16 protein-coding genes are annotated in these 15,757 nt (G+C 65.1%); 7 read left to right on the forward strand and 9 right to left on the reverse strand.

Translation table 11 applies throughout. The features are described 5' to 3' along the window. Window positions 1-43: 43 nt before the first annotated feature. Window positions 44-2,869, reverse strand: a complete 2,826-nt coding sequence (locus JQ592_RS16060) for a PAS domain S-box protein (RefSeq protein ID WP_211403799.1) — start codon at window positions 2,867-2,869, stop codon at window positions 44-46. 225 nt (window positions 2,870-3,094) lie between these two features. Here JQ592_RS16060 and JQ592_RS16065 point away from each other — a divergent pair, with 225 nt between their 5' ends. Beyond that, window positions 3,095-3,481 carry a response regulator gene (locus tag JQ592_RS16065; protein WP_211403800.1) on the forward strand — a complete coding sequence of 129 codons (387 nt, stop codon included), beginning with the start codon at window positions 3,095-3,097 and terminating at the stop codon, window positions 3,479-3,481. A gap of 80 nt (window positions 3,482-3,561) precedes the next feature. On the opposite strand, the gene JQ592_RS16070 is transcribed toward JQ592_RS16065, so the two are convergent. From JQ592_RS16070 to JQ592_RS16090, 5 genes are all read right to left on the reverse strand, one after another. Next, window positions 3,562-4,680, reverse strand: a complete 1,119-nt coding sequence (locus JQ592_RS16070) for a branched-chain amino acid ABC transporter substrate-binding protein (RefSeq protein ID WP_211403801.1) — start codon at window positions 4,678-4,680, stop codon at window positions 3,562-3,564. Window positions 4,681-4,830: 150 nt separating this feature from the next. Then, complete coding sequence (locus JQ592_RS16075) at window positions 4,831-5,574, reverse strand: ABC transporter ATP-binding protein (RefSeq protein WP_211403802.1); 744 nt, start codon at window positions 5,572-5,574, stop codon at window positions 4,831-4,833. After that, entirely contained in the window at window positions 5,571-6,413 is an 843-nt protein-coding gene (locus JQ592_RS16080; RefSeq protein ID WP_211403803.1) for an ABC transporter ATP-binding protein, read from the reverse strand. The genes JQ592_RS16075 and JQ592_RS16080 overlap by 4 nt, the downstream gene beginning before the upstream one ends. After that, entirely contained in the window at window positions 6,410-7,729 is a 1,320-nt protein-coding gene (livM, locus tag JQ592_RS16085) for a high-affinity branched-chain amino acid ABC transporter permease LivM (protein ID WP_211403804.1), read from the reverse strand. The genes JQ592_RS16080 and livM overlap by 4 nt, the downstream gene beginning before the upstream one ends. 11 nt (window positions 7,730-7,740) lie before the next feature. Then, complete coding sequence (locus JQ592_RS16090; RefSeq protein ID WP_211403805.1) at window positions 7,741-8,658, reverse strand: ABC transporter permease subunit; 918 nt, start codon at window positions 8,656-8,658, stop codon at window positions 7,741-7,743. Between the two features lie 281 nt (window positions 8,659-8,939). Here JQ592_RS16090 and JQ592_RS16095 point away from each other — a divergent pair, with 281 nt between their 5' ends. Both JQ592_RS16095 and JQ592_RS16100 read left to right on the forward strand, forming a co-directional pair. Beyond that, window positions 8,940-9,107 carry a hypothetical protein gene (locus tag JQ592_RS16095; protein WP_211403806.1) on the forward strand — a complete coding sequence of 56 codons (168 nt, stop codon included), beginning with the start codon at window positions 8,940-8,942 and terminating at the stop codon, window positions 9,105-9,107. 293 nt (window positions 9,108-9,400) lie between these two features. Further along, window positions 9,401-9,970, forward strand: coding sequence for a hypothetical protein (locus JQ592_RS16100; protein WP_246820455.1), 570 nt, complete (start codon window positions 9,401-9,403; stop codon window positions 9,968-9,970). Here JQ592_RS16100 and JQ592_RS16105 read toward each other — a convergent pair. The 3 genes from JQ592_RS16105 to JQ592_RS16115 form a co-directional block, all read right to left on the reverse strand. Next, window positions 9,932-10,324 (reverse strand): carboxymuconolactone decarboxylase family protein, encoded by a 393-nt coding sequence (locus tag JQ592_RS16105; RefSeq protein WP_024340834.1) that lies wholly within the window; start codon window positions 10,322-10,324, stop codon window positions 9,932-9,934. The two genes, JQ592_RS16100 and JQ592_RS16105, sit on opposite strands and share 39 nt — an antisense overlap. Window positions 10,325-10,451: 127 nt before the next feature. Further along, the gene (gene pcaD / locus JQ592_RS16110; protein WP_211403808.1) at window positions 10,452-11,234 is read right to left on the reverse strand and encodes a 3-oxoadipate enol-lactonase; all 783 of its coding nucleotides are present in this window, start codon (window positions 11,232-11,234) and stop codon (window positions 10,452-10,454) included. A gap of 15 nt (window positions 11,235-11,249) precedes the next feature. Next, window positions 11,250-12,605: a 3-carboxy-cis,cis-muconate cycloisomerase gene (locus JQ592_RS16115; protein WP_211403809.1), complete on the reverse strand. Its 1,356-nt coding sequence runs from the start codon at window positions 12,603-12,605 to the stop codon at window positions 11,250-11,252. Between the two features lie 183 nt (window positions 12,606-12,788). Here JQ592_RS16115 and JQ592_RS16120 point away from each other — a divergent pair, with 183 nt between their 5' ends. From JQ592_RS16120 to JQ592_RS16135, 4 genes are all read left to right on the forward strand, one after another. Further along, window positions 12,789-13,235 (forward strand): SRPBCC family protein, encoded by a 447-nt coding sequence (locus JQ592_RS16120; protein ID WP_211403810.1) that lies wholly within the window; start codon window positions 12,789-12,791, stop codon window positions 13,233-13,235. A 149-nt stretch (window positions 13,236-13,384) separates the two neighbouring features. Further along, complete coding sequence (locus JQ592_RS16125) at window positions 13,385-13,870, forward strand: (2Fe-2S)-binding protein (RefSeq protein ID WP_008137528.1); 486 nt, start codon at window positions 13,385-13,387, stop codon at window positions 13,868-13,870. Window positions 13,871-13,897: 27 nt separating this feature from the next. Beyond that, window positions 13,898-14,704 carry an FAD binding domain-containing protein gene (locus JQ592_RS16130; protein WP_211403811.1) on the forward strand — a complete coding sequence of 269 codons (807 nt, stop codon included), beginning with the start codon at window positions 13,898-13,900 and terminating at the stop codon, window positions 14,702-14,704. A gap of 61 nt (window positions 14,705-14,765) precedes the next feature. Further along, the gene (locus JQ592_RS16135; protein WP_211403812.1) at window positions 14,766-15,704 is read left to right on the forward strand and encodes an AAA family ATPase; all 939 of its coding nucleotides are present in this window, start codon (window positions 14,766-14,768) and stop codon (window positions 15,702-15,704) included. Window positions 15,705-15,757 lie beyond the last annotated feature (53 nt).

Below are 15,757 nucleotides of genomic sequence, written 5' to 3' on the forward strand. Positions count from 1 at the left end.
CATGCGCTGCTGGTGTCAGCGATAGCGCACCGATACCGCCGGCTCAACTGGCGAGCGCGGTCCTGAGCATCTTGGCAAGCTCGGACTTGCGGTAGGGCTTCGCGAGCAGCAGCACGCCGGAATCCAGCCTGCCGTGATGGACGATGGCGTTCTCGGTGTAGCCCGAGGTGAACAGCGTCTTCAGGTCGGGGCGGCGGCGGGCTGCCTCGTCGGCGAGCTGGCGGCCGTTCATGGCCCCCGGCATGATGATGTCGGTGAAGAGCAGGTCGATGTTCTTGTCGGCGTCGATGATGGTGAGGGCTTCGGCCGCGTTGGCGGCTTCCAGCGCGGCATAGCCGAGGCTCTTGACCTGGGTCACCACATATTGCCGCACCAGGGCGTCGTCCTCGACGATCAGGATCTTCTCGTCGCCGCCGGCGATGGGGACGTTTTGCAGCGCCTCGAATTCGGTCTCCTGCACGCCGGTCGAGCGCGGCAGGTAGATCTTCACGCTCGTGCCGTGGCCTTCCTCGCTGTAGATCTTGATGTGTCCGCCGGACTGCTTGACGAAGCCGAACACCATGCTGAGCCCGAGGCCGGTGCCCTTGCCGACCTCCTTCGTTGTGAAGAACGGGTCGAACACCCGATCGATCAGATCGGCCGGGATGCCGCTGCCGGTATCGCTGACCGCGATCATCACGTAATTGCCGGCGGTGACGTCGGGGTTCATGCTGGCATAGCCGTCGTCGAGGAAGACGTTGCGGGTCTCCAGCACCAGGGTGCCGCCATCGGGCATGGCATCGCGCGCGTTCAGCGCCAGATTGAGGATCGCGGTGGAGAGCTGGCCCGGGTCGACCAGCGTCGGCCAGGCATCCTCGGTGAGCTGCGGCATGATGGTGATCTGCTCGCCCAGCGTCGGATGCAAGAGCTTGGCGGCCTCGAGCGCCAGCGCATTGACATCGATCTCGCGCGGCTGGAGCGGCTGCTTGCGGGCGAAGGCGAGCAGATGCTTGGTCAGTTGCGCGCCGCGCTCGGCTGCATCGTCGATCAGCTTGGTGATGGCGGCAAGCTCCGGCCGGTCGGCCACGGCATCCGCCAGGATGCCGATCGTGCCGGTGATGACGGTCAGCACGTTGTTGAAGTCGTGGGCGACGCCTCCGGTGAGCTGGCCGATGGAGTCCATCTTCTGGACCTGCCTGAGCTGGGCTTCGGCAGCCTGCTTCTCGGTGAGGTCGCGGCCGATGAAGAAATGGCGTTTCACGGGCTCGGACCAGGTGCCCATCCAGTTCAGTGTGACCTCGTGACCGTCACGGTGGTAGTAGCGCGCCTCGAAGCTGCGCTTGACGGCGCCGCGCCGCGCTGCGCGCATCTCGCCCCGGGTCTTGTCGAGGTCGTCGGGGTGGATGAACTCGATCGCGCTGTGCCCGACCATGTCCTCCGGGCCGAAGCCCAGGATGTCCTTCACGCTGGGACTGACCTGGATGAAATTGCCAAAACCGTCGGTGACCAGGATCAGGTCCTGCGAGGTCTCGAAGATGCGCTGGCGCTCCTCGATCTCCCGATTGAGAGCCATCTCGGCTCGCTTCCGCTCCGTCACGTCGCGGGCCACCTTGGAGGCGCCGATGATCTTGCCGTCGGTCGATCGCAGCGGGACCTGGCTCAGCACCACGTCGATCGGTTGACCGTTCTTGTGCAGCCGCACCGCCTCCTGCTGGTCGATGACCTCGCCATTGCGGGTGCGCGCCAGGTTCTCGGCGATGTCTTCCCGCTGGTCGTCCGGCATGATGATGTCGATGGAGCGGCCGACCGCCTCGCTGGCGGAGTAGCCGAAGACGCGCTCGGCCGCGTGGTTCCAGGTCGTGATCGTGCCGTCGAGCGACTTGGTGATGATGGCGTCGTTGGAGGATTCGACGACGGCGGTGAACAGCCGCTCGCGCTCGGCGTGATAGTCGCGCTCGGCGTCCGATCGGCGTTTCAATGCGCCGACCATGCCAGCCGTCTGGGCCTGGAGACGGACGTTCTCGACCAGGAGCACCGCGAGCACGAACGTCGCCGAACAGAGGCCGTAGAGGCGGCCGGCATAGAAGCCGAGATCGAAGCGCGCGACGTTCACGATCGCCGAGAGCGCGATGTCGAACAGCCAGGCGCACATCACGACCATGAGCCAGATGTCGATCACGGAATGTGGCTTGCGAAACCACAGCGAAACGAGTGCGGCAAAGCTCAGCGACCACACAAAGGACACGACGCCGATCATGGTCGGCGTGTAGCGGCCATCGCGCAGCAGGACCGGGAGCAGGTCGTGCTGAACGGTGACGATCCAGGCGAAGACGGCCATGGCGGCGATGACGCCGAACACGATGGTGCAGATCGCGCCGGCCGTCGTGCCGCGGATCCTGGCGCCGCCATCGGCCTCCTTCAACCAGGCATAGCCCAGCACGCAGAGCGGGAAGCCGGCGTGCCAGATCATGTAGAGCCAGACCGTGGTCTGCCGGCCTGCGCCGAAAAGCCCGGTCGGCGTGAACAGGCCGGGGAAGGTGAGGGCATGGACCAGCGCGGCGGCGGCGGTGAACAGATAGCCGGTGGCGAGCCACAGCAGCGCGCGGGTCCGCAAGACCGAAAACTGCGACAGCAGCAGCACCGCGGTGACGATGTCGCTGACGGCGAGGGCGGATTGATAGCTCGCGACAAACGCCGGGACTGGCAGGAGCGGGATACCTGCGAAGGGGACGGCCAGCGCGAACAGGATCGCGGACACGCCAACGATCGCCAATGCGGCGGTGCGGTCGGTCGAGGTGGCCGGCAGGGTCGAAAGGAATGTGCTTCGGTCGATCGTTGCGGGCACGTCCACCTCTCGCAGACCGGTCTTCGCCATCGTCGTCGACGTCATTCGGATTGCCGTGGGCCACCTCTATGGTAGCGGGTTATAGGCTCTATCCTGGACCTTTTCGGCCGCGACTCAACCGAAGGTTACAGCTTACTTAATTTTGGTGGGGACGCGGAATAGGGGCGGGTAAGATGCGCTTTACTGGACGGTGCCATAATGCCCTTCCGCCGTGGTGGGTTCCAGGTTTGAATCATTCGATTTGATCTCGATATCCGGGAGTAGTTCCCTATGCCCCGCGTTCTCATCATCGACGACCAGAAGGACGTTCGCGCCATGGTCGCGATCGTGCTTCGGGTCAATCGTTTCGAGGTCGTGGAGGCCGAAAGCGGCGCCGCCGGGCTGATAGCCTTTGCGGAAAGCCCGTGTGACGCGGCAATCGTCGATATCTTCCTCGGCGACACCAGCGGCGTCGACGTCATCGCCAGCCTGCGCGAGCGTGTGCCGGGACTTCCCATCATTGCGGTGTCCGGGATGACGACGCTCGATTTTCTGGACCAAGCGCCTCACCTCGCCAATGTGGTCTGCCTGCAAAAGCCGTTTCGGCCGAACGACCTCCTGCAGGCACTGCGGATGGCCCAGGCGGCGGCCGGCGGCGAGCTGCCCGCCGCCGTCTGACTTTGGCGCAAGAAGAAACGCCCCGGGGCAAGCCGGGGCGTGATGAGGGTTGGATGGTAGCCTGAGGCCCCGCAAGCGCGTTAGGTGCCGTTGCCCTTGATCTCGGCGTAGCCGCCCTTGGCATCCCACTTGTAGACGACGTAATCGATCTGCTTGATGTCGCCCTTGGCATCATACTCGATCGGGCCGATCACGGTGTCCCACTTGCCGGCCTTCATCGCCTCCATGACCTTCTTCGCGTCGGTGGTGCCGGCCTTCTTGACCGCCTGCGACCACACCTGCATCGCCGCGTAGGTGTAGAGCGTATAGCCTTCGGGGTCGATGTTCTTGGCCTTGAAGGCATCGACGATCTTCTTGGCGGTCGGCTTGTTGCGCGGATCGGGGCCGAAGGTGAACAGGGTGCCTTCGCCGGCGGGGCCGGTGATGGAGGCGTACTCCTTGTCGGCGAGCGCGTCGCCGGCCATCAGCACCGTCTTGAGGCCCTGGTCGCGCATCTGACGCAGGATCAGGCCGCTCTCCTGATGGTAGCCGCCGACATAGACGAGGTCGATGTTGTCGCGCTTGAGGCGAGAGACGATCGCGTTGAAGTCCTTGTCGCCCTTGTTATAGGACTCGTACATCTTCTCGGTGATGCCGGCCTTGTTGAGCGCTTTCTTGGTCTCGTCCGCAAGACCCTTGCCGTAGGTGGTCTTGTCGTTGAGGATCGCGATGTTCTTGCCCTTGAAGTTCTTGGCAATGTACTGCGCCGCGATCAGGCCCTGCTGATCGTCACGGCCGCAGACGCGCGCCACGTTCCAGAGCTTGCGCTCGGTGAAGAGCGGGTTGGTCGAGGCCGGGGTGATCTGAAGGACGTTGCCGTCCGCATAGGCCTCGGAGGCGGGGATCGACGACGACGAGCAATAGTGCCCGGCGACGAAGGGGATCTTGGCGCCGGCGATCTTCTCGGCGATCGAGCGGGCCTGCTTCGGGTCGCAGGCATCGTCCTCGACGGAGAGCGCAAGCTTCTTGCCGTTGACGCCGCCGGCGGCGTTGATATCGGCCACCGCCATCTCGGCGCCGTTCTTCATCTGGCGGCCGAAGGCGGACTCGCCGCCGGTCATCGGGCCTGCGACTGCGATGGTGACATCCTGCGCGAATGCCGCGCTCGACAGCGCGATCGACGCGCCGAATGCCAGACCGATGAGCTTCAGTGATTTCATGAGATACCTCGCGGGTGGTCGCCTGTGGAAGTCGCCGGGCATGCCCGGTCCAAACCGGCGCCATTCTTGAATGAATTCGAGGAGAAGTCACCGGCAAAATACGGGCATTGGCGGAGATATCTCGCCACATTGCGCTGCAGATGGCCGCACTCAGCCGTGCCGGCCGCCTTCCAGATAGGCGGCGCGAATCTCAGGGCGCTGCAGCAACTCGGCGCCGGTCCCGGCCAGCGTGATCAGGCCATTGACCATGACATAGCCGCGGTGGGCGAGCTTGAGCGCATGGTTGGCGTTCTGCTCGACGATCAGGACGGTCAGGCCGTCCTGCCGGTTCAGGGTGCGGATCGCGTCGAAAATCTGGCGGGCGATCAGCGGCGCGAGCCCGAGCGAGGGCTCGTCGAGCAGCAGCAGGCGGGGACGGCTCATCAGGGCACGGCCGATCGCCAGCATCTGCTGCTCGCCGCCGGACAGGGTTCCGCCACGCTGGGCGTAGCGTTCCTTCAGCCGCGGAAACAGCGCGAAGACGCGCTGCAGCGTCGCCTCGCGCTCCGCCTCGGTGCATCCGGTCGCATCGGCCCCCATCTGGAGGTTTTCCGCGACGCTCATGCGCGGGAAGATGCGGCGGCCCTCCGGCGATTGCGCGATGCGCAAATGCGCGATCTCGTGGGTCGGGACGTCGGTGATGTCGCGGCCTTCGTACAGGATCTGGCCGGCGCGGGCCCGCGGCTTGCCGAAGATCGTCATCATCAGCGTCGACTTGCCGGCACCATTGGCGCCGATCAGCGCCACGATCTCGCCGGCATTGATCTCGACATCGACGCCCTTGAGCGCCTCGATCTTGCCGTAGGCGGCGCGCAAGGACCGGATCGCGAGCAGGGGAGTGGGGGCCGCCGTCACGTCCCGCCCTCCATCACGGCCACCGCCTCGTCCTCGTCGGTGCCGAGATAGGCGGCGATCACCTTGGGATCGTCGCGGACCTCGCGCGGCGTGCCTTGTGCGATCTTCACCCCGTGGTCCATCACCACGATGTGGTCGGAGATCTCCATCACCACCGACATGTCGTGCTCGATCAGCAGGATCGAGGTGCCATCGTTGCGAATCGAGAGCAGCAGCTCGCTCAGAGCGGCGCTCTCGCGCGCGTTGAGGCCGGCGGCGGGCTCGTCGAGGCACAAAAGCGCGGGCTCGGTGCACATCGCGCGCGCGATCTCGAGCCGGCGCTGATCGCCATAGGCGAGGTTGCCGGCGGCATCGTCGGCGCGGTCGAGCAGGTTGACGCGCCTCAGCCAGTCAGTGGCGAGGTCGATCGCGTGTTTTTCGGCGTCCCGGTACACGGGCGCGCCGACGAGGCCGAGCAGGGTGAAGCCGGAGGCGCGCATCAAGGCGTTGTGCTGCGCCACCATCAGGTTTTCCAGCGCGGTCATGCCGGGAAACAGGCGGATGTTCTGGAAGGTGCGCGCGACCTTGGCCTGCTTGGCGATACGAAAATCGTTCAGCCGCTCCAGCGCGATGACCCGGCCGTCGTCATGGGTGAGGCGGATGGTGCCGCCGGTCGGCTTGTAGAAGCCGGTGATGCAGTTGAAGACGGTGGTCTTGCCGGCGCCGTTCGGCCCGATCAGCGCGGTGATCTTCTTCCGATCGGCGGCGAAGGAGAGGTCCTGCACGGCGACGATGCCGCCGAAGCGCATGGTCAGCCGGTCGACGCCAAGAATCTTGTCGTTAGTCTTGTCGCCGCTCATCCGTGCCCTTCCTTGACGAGGTCGGAGGAGATCGCCTTCGCCTTGGTCAGATACACGGTCGGGGCACGATGGCCGATCAGGCCGCGCGGCCGCCAGATCATGATCAGCACCATGGCCATGCCGAACACCAGCATGCGGTAGGTTTCGAGGCCGCGGAACAGCTCGAAGCCGCCGATCATGGCGAGCGCGGCAAGAGCGACGCCGAGCTGCGAGCCCATGCCGCCGAGCACGACGATGGCGAGCACCAGCGCCGATTCCTGGAAGGTGAAGGATTCCGGGCTGATGAAGCCCTGGCGGGTGGCGAAGAACGCGCCGGCAAAGCCGCCGAACATCGCACCGGTCGCAAATGCCGTGAGCTTCGTCGTCGTGGTGTTGATGCCGAGCGCGCGGCAGGCGACCTCGTCCTCGCGCAGCGCCTCCCAGGCGCGGCCGATCGGCAGGCGGCGCAGGCGGATCGTCACCCAATTGGTGAGCAGCGCCAGCGCCAGGATCAGGTAGAACAGGAAGACGATGCGGTGGGTCGAGGAGTACTCGATGCCGAGTTTTGCTGCTAACCCGTCATCGCTGTTGTCGAGCGGGATGCCGAAGAAGGTGGGACGCGGAATGCCGGGGACCCCGTTCGGGCCTCCGGTCAGGCTCTGCCAGTTGATGATGACGAGGCGGATGATCTCGCCGAAGGCCAGCGTCACGATGGCGAGGTAGTCGCCACGCAGCCGCAGCACGGGAAAGCCGAGCAGCACGCCCCAGAACGCGGCGAGGATGCCGGCGAGCGGCAGGCAGACCCAGAACGACCAGCCGAAATTGGTGGCGAGCAGCGCGTAGGAATAGGCGCCCACCGCATAGAACGCGACATAGCCGAGATCGAGCAGGCCGGCGAGCCCGACCACCACGTTCAATCCCCAGCCCAGCATCACATAGGTGAGGACGAGGATCGCGAGATCGAGGATGTAGCGCTGGTTATAGAAAAAGACGGGTACCAGCAGCGTGAAGATCAGCAGCGCCGGCGCGAGGTAGCGGCCGACGAACGACATTCCGCTTTGTATCGCCGGCGGCACCAGCTTCTCGGTGCCGGTCGGGCCGATCCACTGCCGCAATAGCTCGATCACGATCGAGCCGCCGAACACGATGCCGACGAGGGAGGCGAGCTCGCCGAAACGCGTCATATAGGTGAGCTGGCCGTCGGAGCCTGCCTCGGTGCGAATGCCGACCATCAGCGAGAACAGCACCAGCGCGACGATGGCGTTGATGAAGGCGGTCTTGAGGAGGGCAGGGATGCCCGTTGCAGGTTTGGCTGTATTGAGCGAGGGAGCCGTCACGCGCGCGCCCGTCAGACTTTTTCGACTTCGGGACGGCCGAGCAGGCCGGTCGGCATGAAGATCAGCACGACGATCAGGATCGAGAACGCCGCGACGTCCTTGTATTCGACCGAGAAATAGGCCGACCAGAACGTTTCGATCAGGCCGATCGCAAGACCCCCGAGCATGGCCCCCGGCAGCGAGCCGATGCCGCCGAGCACGGCGGCGGTGAACGCCTTGATGCCGGCGACGAAGCCCATGAAGAAGTCGACCAGGCCGTAATAGAGCAGGTACATCAGGCCGGCGACCGCGGCGAGCGCCGCGCCGATCACGAACGTCATGGAGATGGTGCGGTCGACGTCGACGCCGAGCAGTGCCGCCATGGTCTGATCCTGCTCGCAGGCGCGCATGTCGCGCCCGAGCCGCGTGCGCGACACCAGCCAGGTGAAGATCGCCAGCAGCACGATGGTGGTGACGACCACCATGATCTGGATGTTGGAGAGCTGGATGACGAAGCCGTCCGTGCTCTCATGCAAGGTGTAGCCCCCGGTGATGAAGGGCGGGATCGGCTTGACCCGGGCGCCCTGCGCCACCTGAGAGTAGTTGGTCAGCACGAAGGACATGCCGATCGCCGACAGCATCGGGGCGAGGCGGAAGGAATGGCGCAGCGGCCGGTAGGCGATCCGCTCGATGGTCCAGCCGTAGAGCGCGGTGATCGCCATCGACACCAGCAGCACCACGAGCAGGATCACGGGGATCGCGGTGAGGCCGAGCGAAACCAGGATCAGGAAGGTGATCAGGGCGATGAAGCCGCCGATCATGAAGACGTCGCCATGGGCGAAATTGATCATGCCGACGATGCCGTAGACCATCGTGTAGCCGATCGCGATCAGGCCGTAGATGGAACCGAGCACGAGGCCGTTGATGAGCTGCTGGGCGAAATAATCCATAGGCTGCCGTTACCAAACCTGACGCGGCTCAAAGGGAGCTTTTCGAGAGAGAGTGCTTGAAGTTTCTTCTCGGGCCCCGGCAGCCCTTGAGCGTTCTGCTGGTTTTGTAACAGGAGGGAACTGGCCGCCGCAACAGCTCACGCCTCGGCAGAAGGTCTTGTACAGAGGTCATTTTTCGTTTCCGGGTTCCGCACCTGCGAGGAACCGGGTTCCCAGGGCAACCAAAGTCGAGGTCCGCCGTTATCACCGTTCTCTGACGTCCAACAAGGGAGTTTCCCCCGATGACGAAGCAGCAGAACCAGAATCCGGGCCAGCAGAATCAGAACCCCGGCCAGCGTAACCCGCAGCAGGGCGGCGGCCAGAAACCCGGACAGCAGCAGCAGGACCCGATGCGCCAGGGCGATCGGCCCGGCCAGCAGCAGGGCGGCCAGCGCAATCAGGACGAATAGTTTGGGAGCCCAGGAGTAGGAGTGGCCCCGCCAAAAGGCGGGGCCTTTTTCTTTGGGCTTCTTGGTTCGTCATTCCGGGGCGGCTCGAAGAGCCGAGCTATGGTGCGCGGTTGCGCACCTGAGAATCTCGAGATTCCGGGTCTGGTGCTGACGCACCATCCCGGAATGACGACGGTCTGCGGGGGCCAGTTAAGGTAAACAAAGGGTTTAAATTGCCGCCATAGTCCGATGCGAGTTAGCTCCCCGCAAAGCCTTCCTCTCGAAGGCGGATGGCAGGCGAAGCGGGTAGCGGCATGTTCAGGAATTGGCGGATCGGTTCGGTCAACGGCGCGCTGCTGGCGGGCTATTTCATCCCGGCCTGGGCGCTGGTCGCCTTCAACATCTTTGTTGCACCGGTGCACGGCCTCTACGAGCGGCCGAGCGTCGCGGTGGCGCTGTTCCTCAGCGATCATCTCCAGATGGCGGGGATGGACACGGTGCGTGCCGCCTGGCTGCTGGCGCTGGGACGGCTGACCGTGGTGGCGTTCTTTGCGATCTACCTTGCATTGCTGTGCATTCCCCGGACCCGCAGGAACGGCGGCAGTGACGAGGCGCTCGCCATCGCGCTGGCGATCGGCAGCCTGATCTCGTTTGCGAGCATGGTCATGGCCTCGAAGGTCGGCGAGATGGCCGCCCTCCGCCTGCATGCCACCGAGCTTCTGCTGCTGCTGGGGGCTGCGATCGTCCTGGTGATCGAGCGGCCGGAGGCGGCGCCGAAGACCGTCGAGGCCGCCGCGACGCCAAGTCTTGAGCGGCCAAGTCTTGAGCCGCTAGGTCTTGAGCCGCTAGGTCTTGAGCAGGCCGAGCTCCTGCACAATCGCTGAGGCTTCCTTGACGGCGTGGTTCGCCGCCGGCACGCCGCAATAGATCGCCTGCTGGAGCAGGATTTCCTTGATGTCATCGGGCGTGAAGCCGCCCTCGGCGAGCGCCGCACGCACGTGCAGGCGGAATTCGTCCCATTGCCCGAGCGCGACCATGGTGCCGATCACGAGCACCCGCCGCGTGCGCTCGTCGAAATGCGGCCGCGTCCAGATCTCGCCCCAGGCGTAGCGCGTGATCAGGTCCTGGAAATCGGTGTTGAAGGCATTGCGGTTGGCGATCGACTTGTCGACCCAGGCGTTGCCCAGCACCTTTCGGCGCACGTTCATGCCGGCATCGCGGCGCTTCTGGTCGTCCATGGTGTTTCTCCGGATCAGTCATTCCGGGGCGCCTCGAAGAGGCGAACCCGGAATCTCGAAGTTGTGAATGCCGATCGAGATTCCGGGTTCGATGCTTTGCATCGCCCCGGAATGACGATGGGCGCGGCTAGCGCTGCGTCAAGAAGCCCACCACCGCATCCGTAAAGGCGTGCGGCTGCTCGACGTTGGAAATGTGCGCGGCGTCGATGATGGTCATGCTGGCGCCGGGAATGTTCGAGCGGATCAGCTCGGCCGCCGAGATCGGCGTTGCCATGTCATGACGGCCGGCGATCACCAGCGTCGGGCTCTTGATGTCAGGCAGTAGCGCGCGCTGGTCGAGCGTCGACAGCGCCTCGCAGCAGGCGAGGTAGCCCTCGACGGGCGAAGCCAGCAGCATCGCCTTCATCTTTGCCGTGATCTCAGGCTCGCGCTCGCGGAAATCGGCCGTCAGCCAGCCCCCGATCACGGCATCGGCCACCGCCGCGATGCCGCCCTTCTTCACGGCGTCGATGCGCTCCAGCCATTTGGTCGGCTCGGCGTAATAGCAGGAGGTGTTGGCGAGGATGAGCTTGCCGAGGCGCTCCGGCGCATTGGCGCCCAGCCATTGCCCGACCATGCCGCCCATCGACAGGCCGCACCAATGCACCTTCTCGATGTTGAGGTCGTCGAGGATCGCGAGCACGTCGCGGCCGAACCGCTCCATCGTGTAGGGGCCGGGCGGAACGTTCGACTTGCCATGGCCGCGGCGGTCGTAGCGGATGACGCGGAACACCTGCGTCAGCGCCTTCATCTGCGGCTCCCACATCTGTAGCGTGCAGCCGAGCGAGTTCGAGAGCATCAAGGTCGGCCCGCCGTCGCGGCCTTCGACGGAGACGTTGAGCAGGCAACCGTCGGCATCGATCATGGGCATGCGGCGTCTCCGTATCTATTCGCGGTCGAGGCTGTCGAGCAGGCGGTCGATCAGGGCCTGCGACGCCCCTTGATAGGCCATCGGCTCGAACAATGCCGCAATTTTTTCCGGCGGCAGATGCGCGGTGACCTGCGAATCGGCTGACAGCACCTCGCGCAGATGCTTCTTCTCGGCAACCGCCCGCTTGCTGGCGGCCTCGACGAGATGATGCGCATCGCTCTTGCCGATCTTTTCCGCCAGCGCGAAGGTGACGGCCTCGGCCATGATCAACCCGTGCGTCGCATCGAGATTGCTGCGCATCCGCGCGGCATCGACGTCGAGGCCCTCGGCGATATCGACGATTGCCGCGAGCGCGCCGGAGGCGACCAGCATCAATTGCGGCAGTGTCGGCCATTCCGCGTGCCAGGGTCCGGCGCTGCGCTCATGGTCCTGCACTTGGGCGGCAAAAATCGTCGCGGCGAGCTGTGGCGCCATGGTGGCTGCGCCGAGCGCGCTTGCGGCGGCGACCGGGTTGCGCTTGTGCGGCATGGTCGATGAGCCGCCGCGACCTTCGCCGGCAGGCTCGAATGCTTCGCCGACGTCGGTCTGCATCAGCAGCGAGACGTCGCGCGCGATCTTGCCGCAGCTACCGGCCAAAATCGCAAAGCTTGAAGCTGCCTCCGCGATGCGGTCGCGATGGGTGTGCCAGGGCGCTTCCGGCAGCGACAGGTCGAGCTCCTGCGCCAATCTTTCCGCAACGACGAGCCCCTTGTCGCCGAGGGCTGCGAGCGTGCCGGCGGCGCCGCCGAATTGCAGCGCGAGCCCCTCGCGGCGCAGCCGCCGCAGGCGGCAGCGGGCGCGGGCGAGGCTCGATGCATATTCGGCAGCCTTGAGCCCGAACGGCATCGGCAGCGCGTGCTGGAGCCAGGTCCGTGCCACCATCGCAGTGTTGCGATGGGTGCGGGCGAGCCCAGCAAAACCCTTGATGGCGCGGCTGAGGTCGGCATCGAGTGCATCGATGCCGGCGCGCAGGGTGAGCATGGTTGCGGTGTCGATGACGTCCTGGCTGGTCGCGCCCCAATGCACGTAGCGCGCGGCCTCGGCGTCGGCTTTTGCGACATTGGCGGTCAGTGTCTTCACCAGGGGAATCGCGAGATTGCCGGATCGCGTCGCGGCGTCGGCCAGGGCTGCGATGTCGAAGGAAGAGGCCTTGCAGGCAGCTTCAATTGGCCCGACGGCGGCCGCGGGAATCACGCCCGTGGAGGCCTCGGCCCGCGCCAGGGCTGCCTCGAAATCGAGCATGTTCTGCAGGGTCGACCGGTCGTCGCAGACGGCGCGCATGGCCGCGCTGGACAGCATCGGCGCGAGCAGGGGGGAGAGGGATGTGCTCATATCGTGCGGGACCTAACCATCATGGCCCGGCTCTGCCAATCCAAATCCGCTCGCGCAAGCTTTTTGCAGTTGCGAATATGCATTGCACGTGATCGGGAGTGGCCTTTCCTTTGCGGCCTCCGTACGTTACTTGAGCAGCACTATAGTTACGCGATCCAGGTTCGAGATTCCGGGAGGCAGCCCATGGCCATGACAATGAACGGCGAAGTCCAGCTCGCAGCGACGCGCGAGGCCGTGTGGGCCAAGCTCAACGATCCCGAGGTGCTGAAGGCCTGCATCCCCGGCTGCGAGGAGCTGGAGAAGACCGAGGACGGCGGCTTCCGTGCGACCGCCAAAATGAAGGTCGGGCCGGTGTCGGCGCGCTTCAAGGGCAAGGTGATGCTCTCGGATCTCGACCCGCCGAACGGCTACAAGATCTCGGGCGAAGGCGAGGGCGGGGTGGCCGGCTTCGCCAAGGGCGGAGCGGCGGTCAAGCTCGCGGAGAAGGACGGCGGCACGCTGCTCTCCTACGATGTCGAGGCGCAGATCGGCGGCAAGTTGGCGCAGCTCGGACAGCGCCTGATCAACGGCGCCGCGAAGAAGCTGGCCGACGAGTTTTTCGCGAACTTCGCCAAAGCTGTACAGGGCTAGCGGTACAGGGCTGAAACCTATCGCCTTTCGGCATGGCGGCTTGCGTCCGGGGTGATGTTGCCCAAGGGGACAATGGCCCATATGATGGGTTGGAATAATTATAAGAACCGCTTCGACGGGACCCGTCGGGGCGCTGATAGAGAGTGCTTATGGCAAAAATCTCCCTCATCGTGAACGGCAATCCTGTCACGGCCAACGTCGATCCCCGCACGCTTCTGGTGCAGTTCCTGCGCGAGAATCTGCGCCTGACCGGCACCCATGTCGGCTGCGACACTTCGCAGTGCGGCGCCTGCGTCGTGCATCTCGACGGCAAGGCCGTGAAGTCCTGCACCACGCTTGCGGTGATGGCCGACGGTCACGAGGTCAAGACGATCGAGGGACTGGCCGCCGACGGCGCGCCGCTGCATCCGATGCAGGAAGCCTTCCGCGAGCACCATGGCCTGCAGTGCGGCTTTTGCACGCCGGGCATGATCATGACCGCGATCGACATCGTGCACCGCAAGGGCAACGAGCTCGACGACCACACCATCCGCGAGGAGCTGGAAGGCAATCTCTGCCGCTGCACCGGCTACCAGAACATCGTCGCCTCGATCTCCGCCGGCGCCAAGGCGATGGCGAAATCCGATCTCGCGTAACGCGCATCCCGCGATCAGGACATTCAGATGTACGAATTCAAATATCATCGCCCCGGCACCGTGCGCCAGGCGGCCAACCTGCTGGTGAAGAACGAGGACGCCAAGGTGATCGCCGGCGGCCACACGCTGATTCCCGTCATGAAGCAGCGCCTCGCAAGCCCGCCGCATCTGGTCGACCTCTCCCACATCGAAGGGCTCGACACGATCGAGATGAAGGGCCGCTCGCTCGTGATCGGCGCCACCGCCAAGCACGCGGAAGTCGCGACCTCCGCGGTCGTCGGTGAGGCGATCCCGGCGCTGGCGAGCCTTGCCGGCGGGATCGGCGATCCCGCCGTGCGCCACAGGGGCACGATCGGCGGCTCGCTCGCCAACAACGATCCGACCGCGGACTATCCGGCTGCGGTGCTCGCGCTGGGCGCCACCATCGTCACCAACAAGCGCCGCCTCAAGGCCGAGGAGTATTTCCAGGGCCTGTTCTCGACCGCGCTCGAAGCCGACGAGATCATCACCAAGGTGATGTTCCCGCTGCCGAAGAAGGCGGCCTACATCAAATTCCGCAACCAGGCCTCGCGCTACGCGCTGGTTGGCGTGTTCGTGGCGCGCCGTCCGTCGGACGTGCGGGTCGCCGTCACCGGCGCCGGGTCCGAAGGCGTGTTCCGTGTCACCGCATTCGAGGAAGCGCTGAAGAAGCGCTTCTCCTCGAAGGTGCTCGAGGGCATCGACGTGCCGGCGGAAGGCCTCAACAGCGACATCCATGGCAGCGCCGAATACCGCGCACATCTCATCGGTGTGCTGACGCGGCGGGCGGTCGATGCGGCCAACGCAAAGGAATAAGCGGGCCATCAACTGGCCCGATACCTGCCCCGTGTGAGGGCGCAAACGAGACTGGCCTTTCATGACTTCAGCGGCCAATACTTCCGGTGCCAATACTTCAGTTGGATTGCCGGCATCGGTCGATGCGATGCTCGAACTGTTGACCTCGCGCGGCTATCTGGCCGAGCGGTCGCTGGCGACGGTGGCCTATTTGTCGCTGCGCATGGGCCGGCCGCTGTTCCTGGAAGGCGAGGCCGGCGTCGGCAAGACCGAGATCGCAAAGGTGCTGTCCGCGGCGCTCGGGCGGAAGCTGATCCGCCTGCAGTGCTACGAGGGCCTCGACGTCTCCTCCGCGGTCTACGAGTGGAACAGCGCGGCGCAGATGATCGCGATCCGGATGGCGGAAGCCGCCGGCGACACCGATCGCGACCAGCTCTCGAGCGACATCTTCGCCGATCGCTACATGATCAAGCGGCCGCTGCTCCAGGCGCTGGAGCCTGACGTTGCCGGTCCGCCGGTGCTGCTGATCGACGAGCTCGACCGCGCCGACGAGGCGTTCGAAGCCTACCTGCTCGAAATCCTCAGTGACTTCCAGGTGACCATCCCCGAATTCGGCACCGTGAAGGCGCCGCATCCGCCGATCGTCATCATCACCTCCAACCGCACCCGCGAGATCCACGACGCGCTGAAGCGGCGCTGCCTCTATCACTGGGTGGATTATCCCGCCGCCGAGCGCGAGCTTGCGATCGTCAAGACGCGCGTGCCCGGTATCTCCGCAAAGCTGTCGCAGCAGGTCGTCCGCTTCGTGCAGGCGCTGCGCAACCAGGACTTCTACAAGTCGCCTGGTGTCGCCGAGACCATCGACTGGGCCACCGCCCTGTCCGAGCTCGACGCCCGCTCGCTGACGCCGCAAGTGGTCGGCGACACGCTGGGCGCGCTGCTCAAGTATCAGGACGACATCACCCGCATGCAGGGCGACACCCTGCAGAAGGTGCTGAAGGAAGCGACGAGCGAGAATTGACGCACGTCAATTGAGTTCGTCATTCCGGGGCGCGCGTCAGCGCGAACCCGGAA

This window comes from Bradyrhizobium iriomotense (genome assembly GCF_018129405.1).
Taxonomy (GTDB): domain Bacteria; phylum Pseudomonadota; class Alphaproteobacteria; order Rhizobiales; family Xanthobacteraceae; genus Bradyrhizobium; species Bradyrhizobium iriomotense_B.

What these genes read in the sequence shown, in the direction of transcription:
- JQ592_RS16060 (WP_211403799.1), bottom strand. Translation starts at nt 2,869, where the DNA reads ATGACGTCGACGACGATGGCGAAGACCGGTCTGCGAGAGGTGGACGTG.
- JQ592_RS16065 (WP_211403800.1), top strand. Translation starts at nt 3,095, where the DNA reads ATGCCCCGCGTTCTCATCATCGACGACCAGAAGGACGTTCGCGCCATG.
- JQ592_RS16070 (WP_211403801.1), bottom strand. Translation starts at nt 4,680, where the DNA reads ATGAAATCACTGAAGCTCATCGGTCTGGCATTCGGCGCGTCGATCGCG.
- JQ592_RS16080 (WP_211403803.1), bottom strand. Translation starts at nt 6,413, where the DNA reads ATGAGCGGCGACAAGACTAACGACAAGATTCTTGGCGTCGACCGGCTG.
- JQ592_RS16090 (WP_211403805.1), bottom strand. Translation starts at nt 8,658, where the DNA reads ATGGATTATTTCGCCCAGCAGCTCATCAACGGCCTCGTGCTCGGTTCC.
- JQ592_RS16095 (WP_211403806.1), top strand. Translation starts at nt 8,940, where the DNA reads ATGACGAAGCAGCAGAACCAGAATCCGGGCCAGCAGAATCAGAACCCC.
- JQ592_RS16100 (WP_246820455.1), top strand. Translation starts at nt 9,401, where the DNA reads ATGTTCAGGAATTGGCGGATCGGTTCGGTCAACGGCGCGCTGCTGGCG.
- JQ592_RS16105 (WP_024340834.1), bottom strand. Translation starts at nt 10,324, where the DNA reads ATGGACGACCAGAAGCGCCGCGATGCCGGCATGAACGTGCGCCGAAAG.
- pcaD (WP_211403808.1), bottom strand. Translation starts at nt 11,234, where the DNA reads ATGCCCATGATCGATGCCGACGGTTGCCTGCTCAACGTCTCCGTCGAA.
- JQ592_RS16115 (WP_211403809.1), bottom strand. Translation starts at nt 12,605, where the DNA reads ATGAGCACATCCCTCTCCCCCCTGCTCGCGCCGATGCTGTCCAGCGCG.
- JQ592_RS16120 (WP_211403810.1), top strand. Translation starts at nt 12,789, where the DNA reads ATGGCCATGACAATGAACGGCGAAGTCCAGCTCGCAGCGACGCGCGAG.
- JQ592_RS16125 (WP_008137528.1), top strand. Translation starts at nt 13,385, where the DNA reads ATGGCAAAAATCTCCCTCATCGTGAACGGCAATCCTGTCACGGCCAAC.
- JQ592_RS16130 (WP_211403811.1), top strand. Translation starts at nt 13,898, where the DNA reads ATGTACGAATTCAAATATCATCGCCCCGGCACCGTGCGCCAGGCGGCC.
- JQ592_RS16135 (WP_211403812.1), top strand. Translation starts at nt 14,766, where the DNA reads ATGACTTCAGCGGCCAATACTTCCGGTGCCAATACTTCAGTTGGATTG.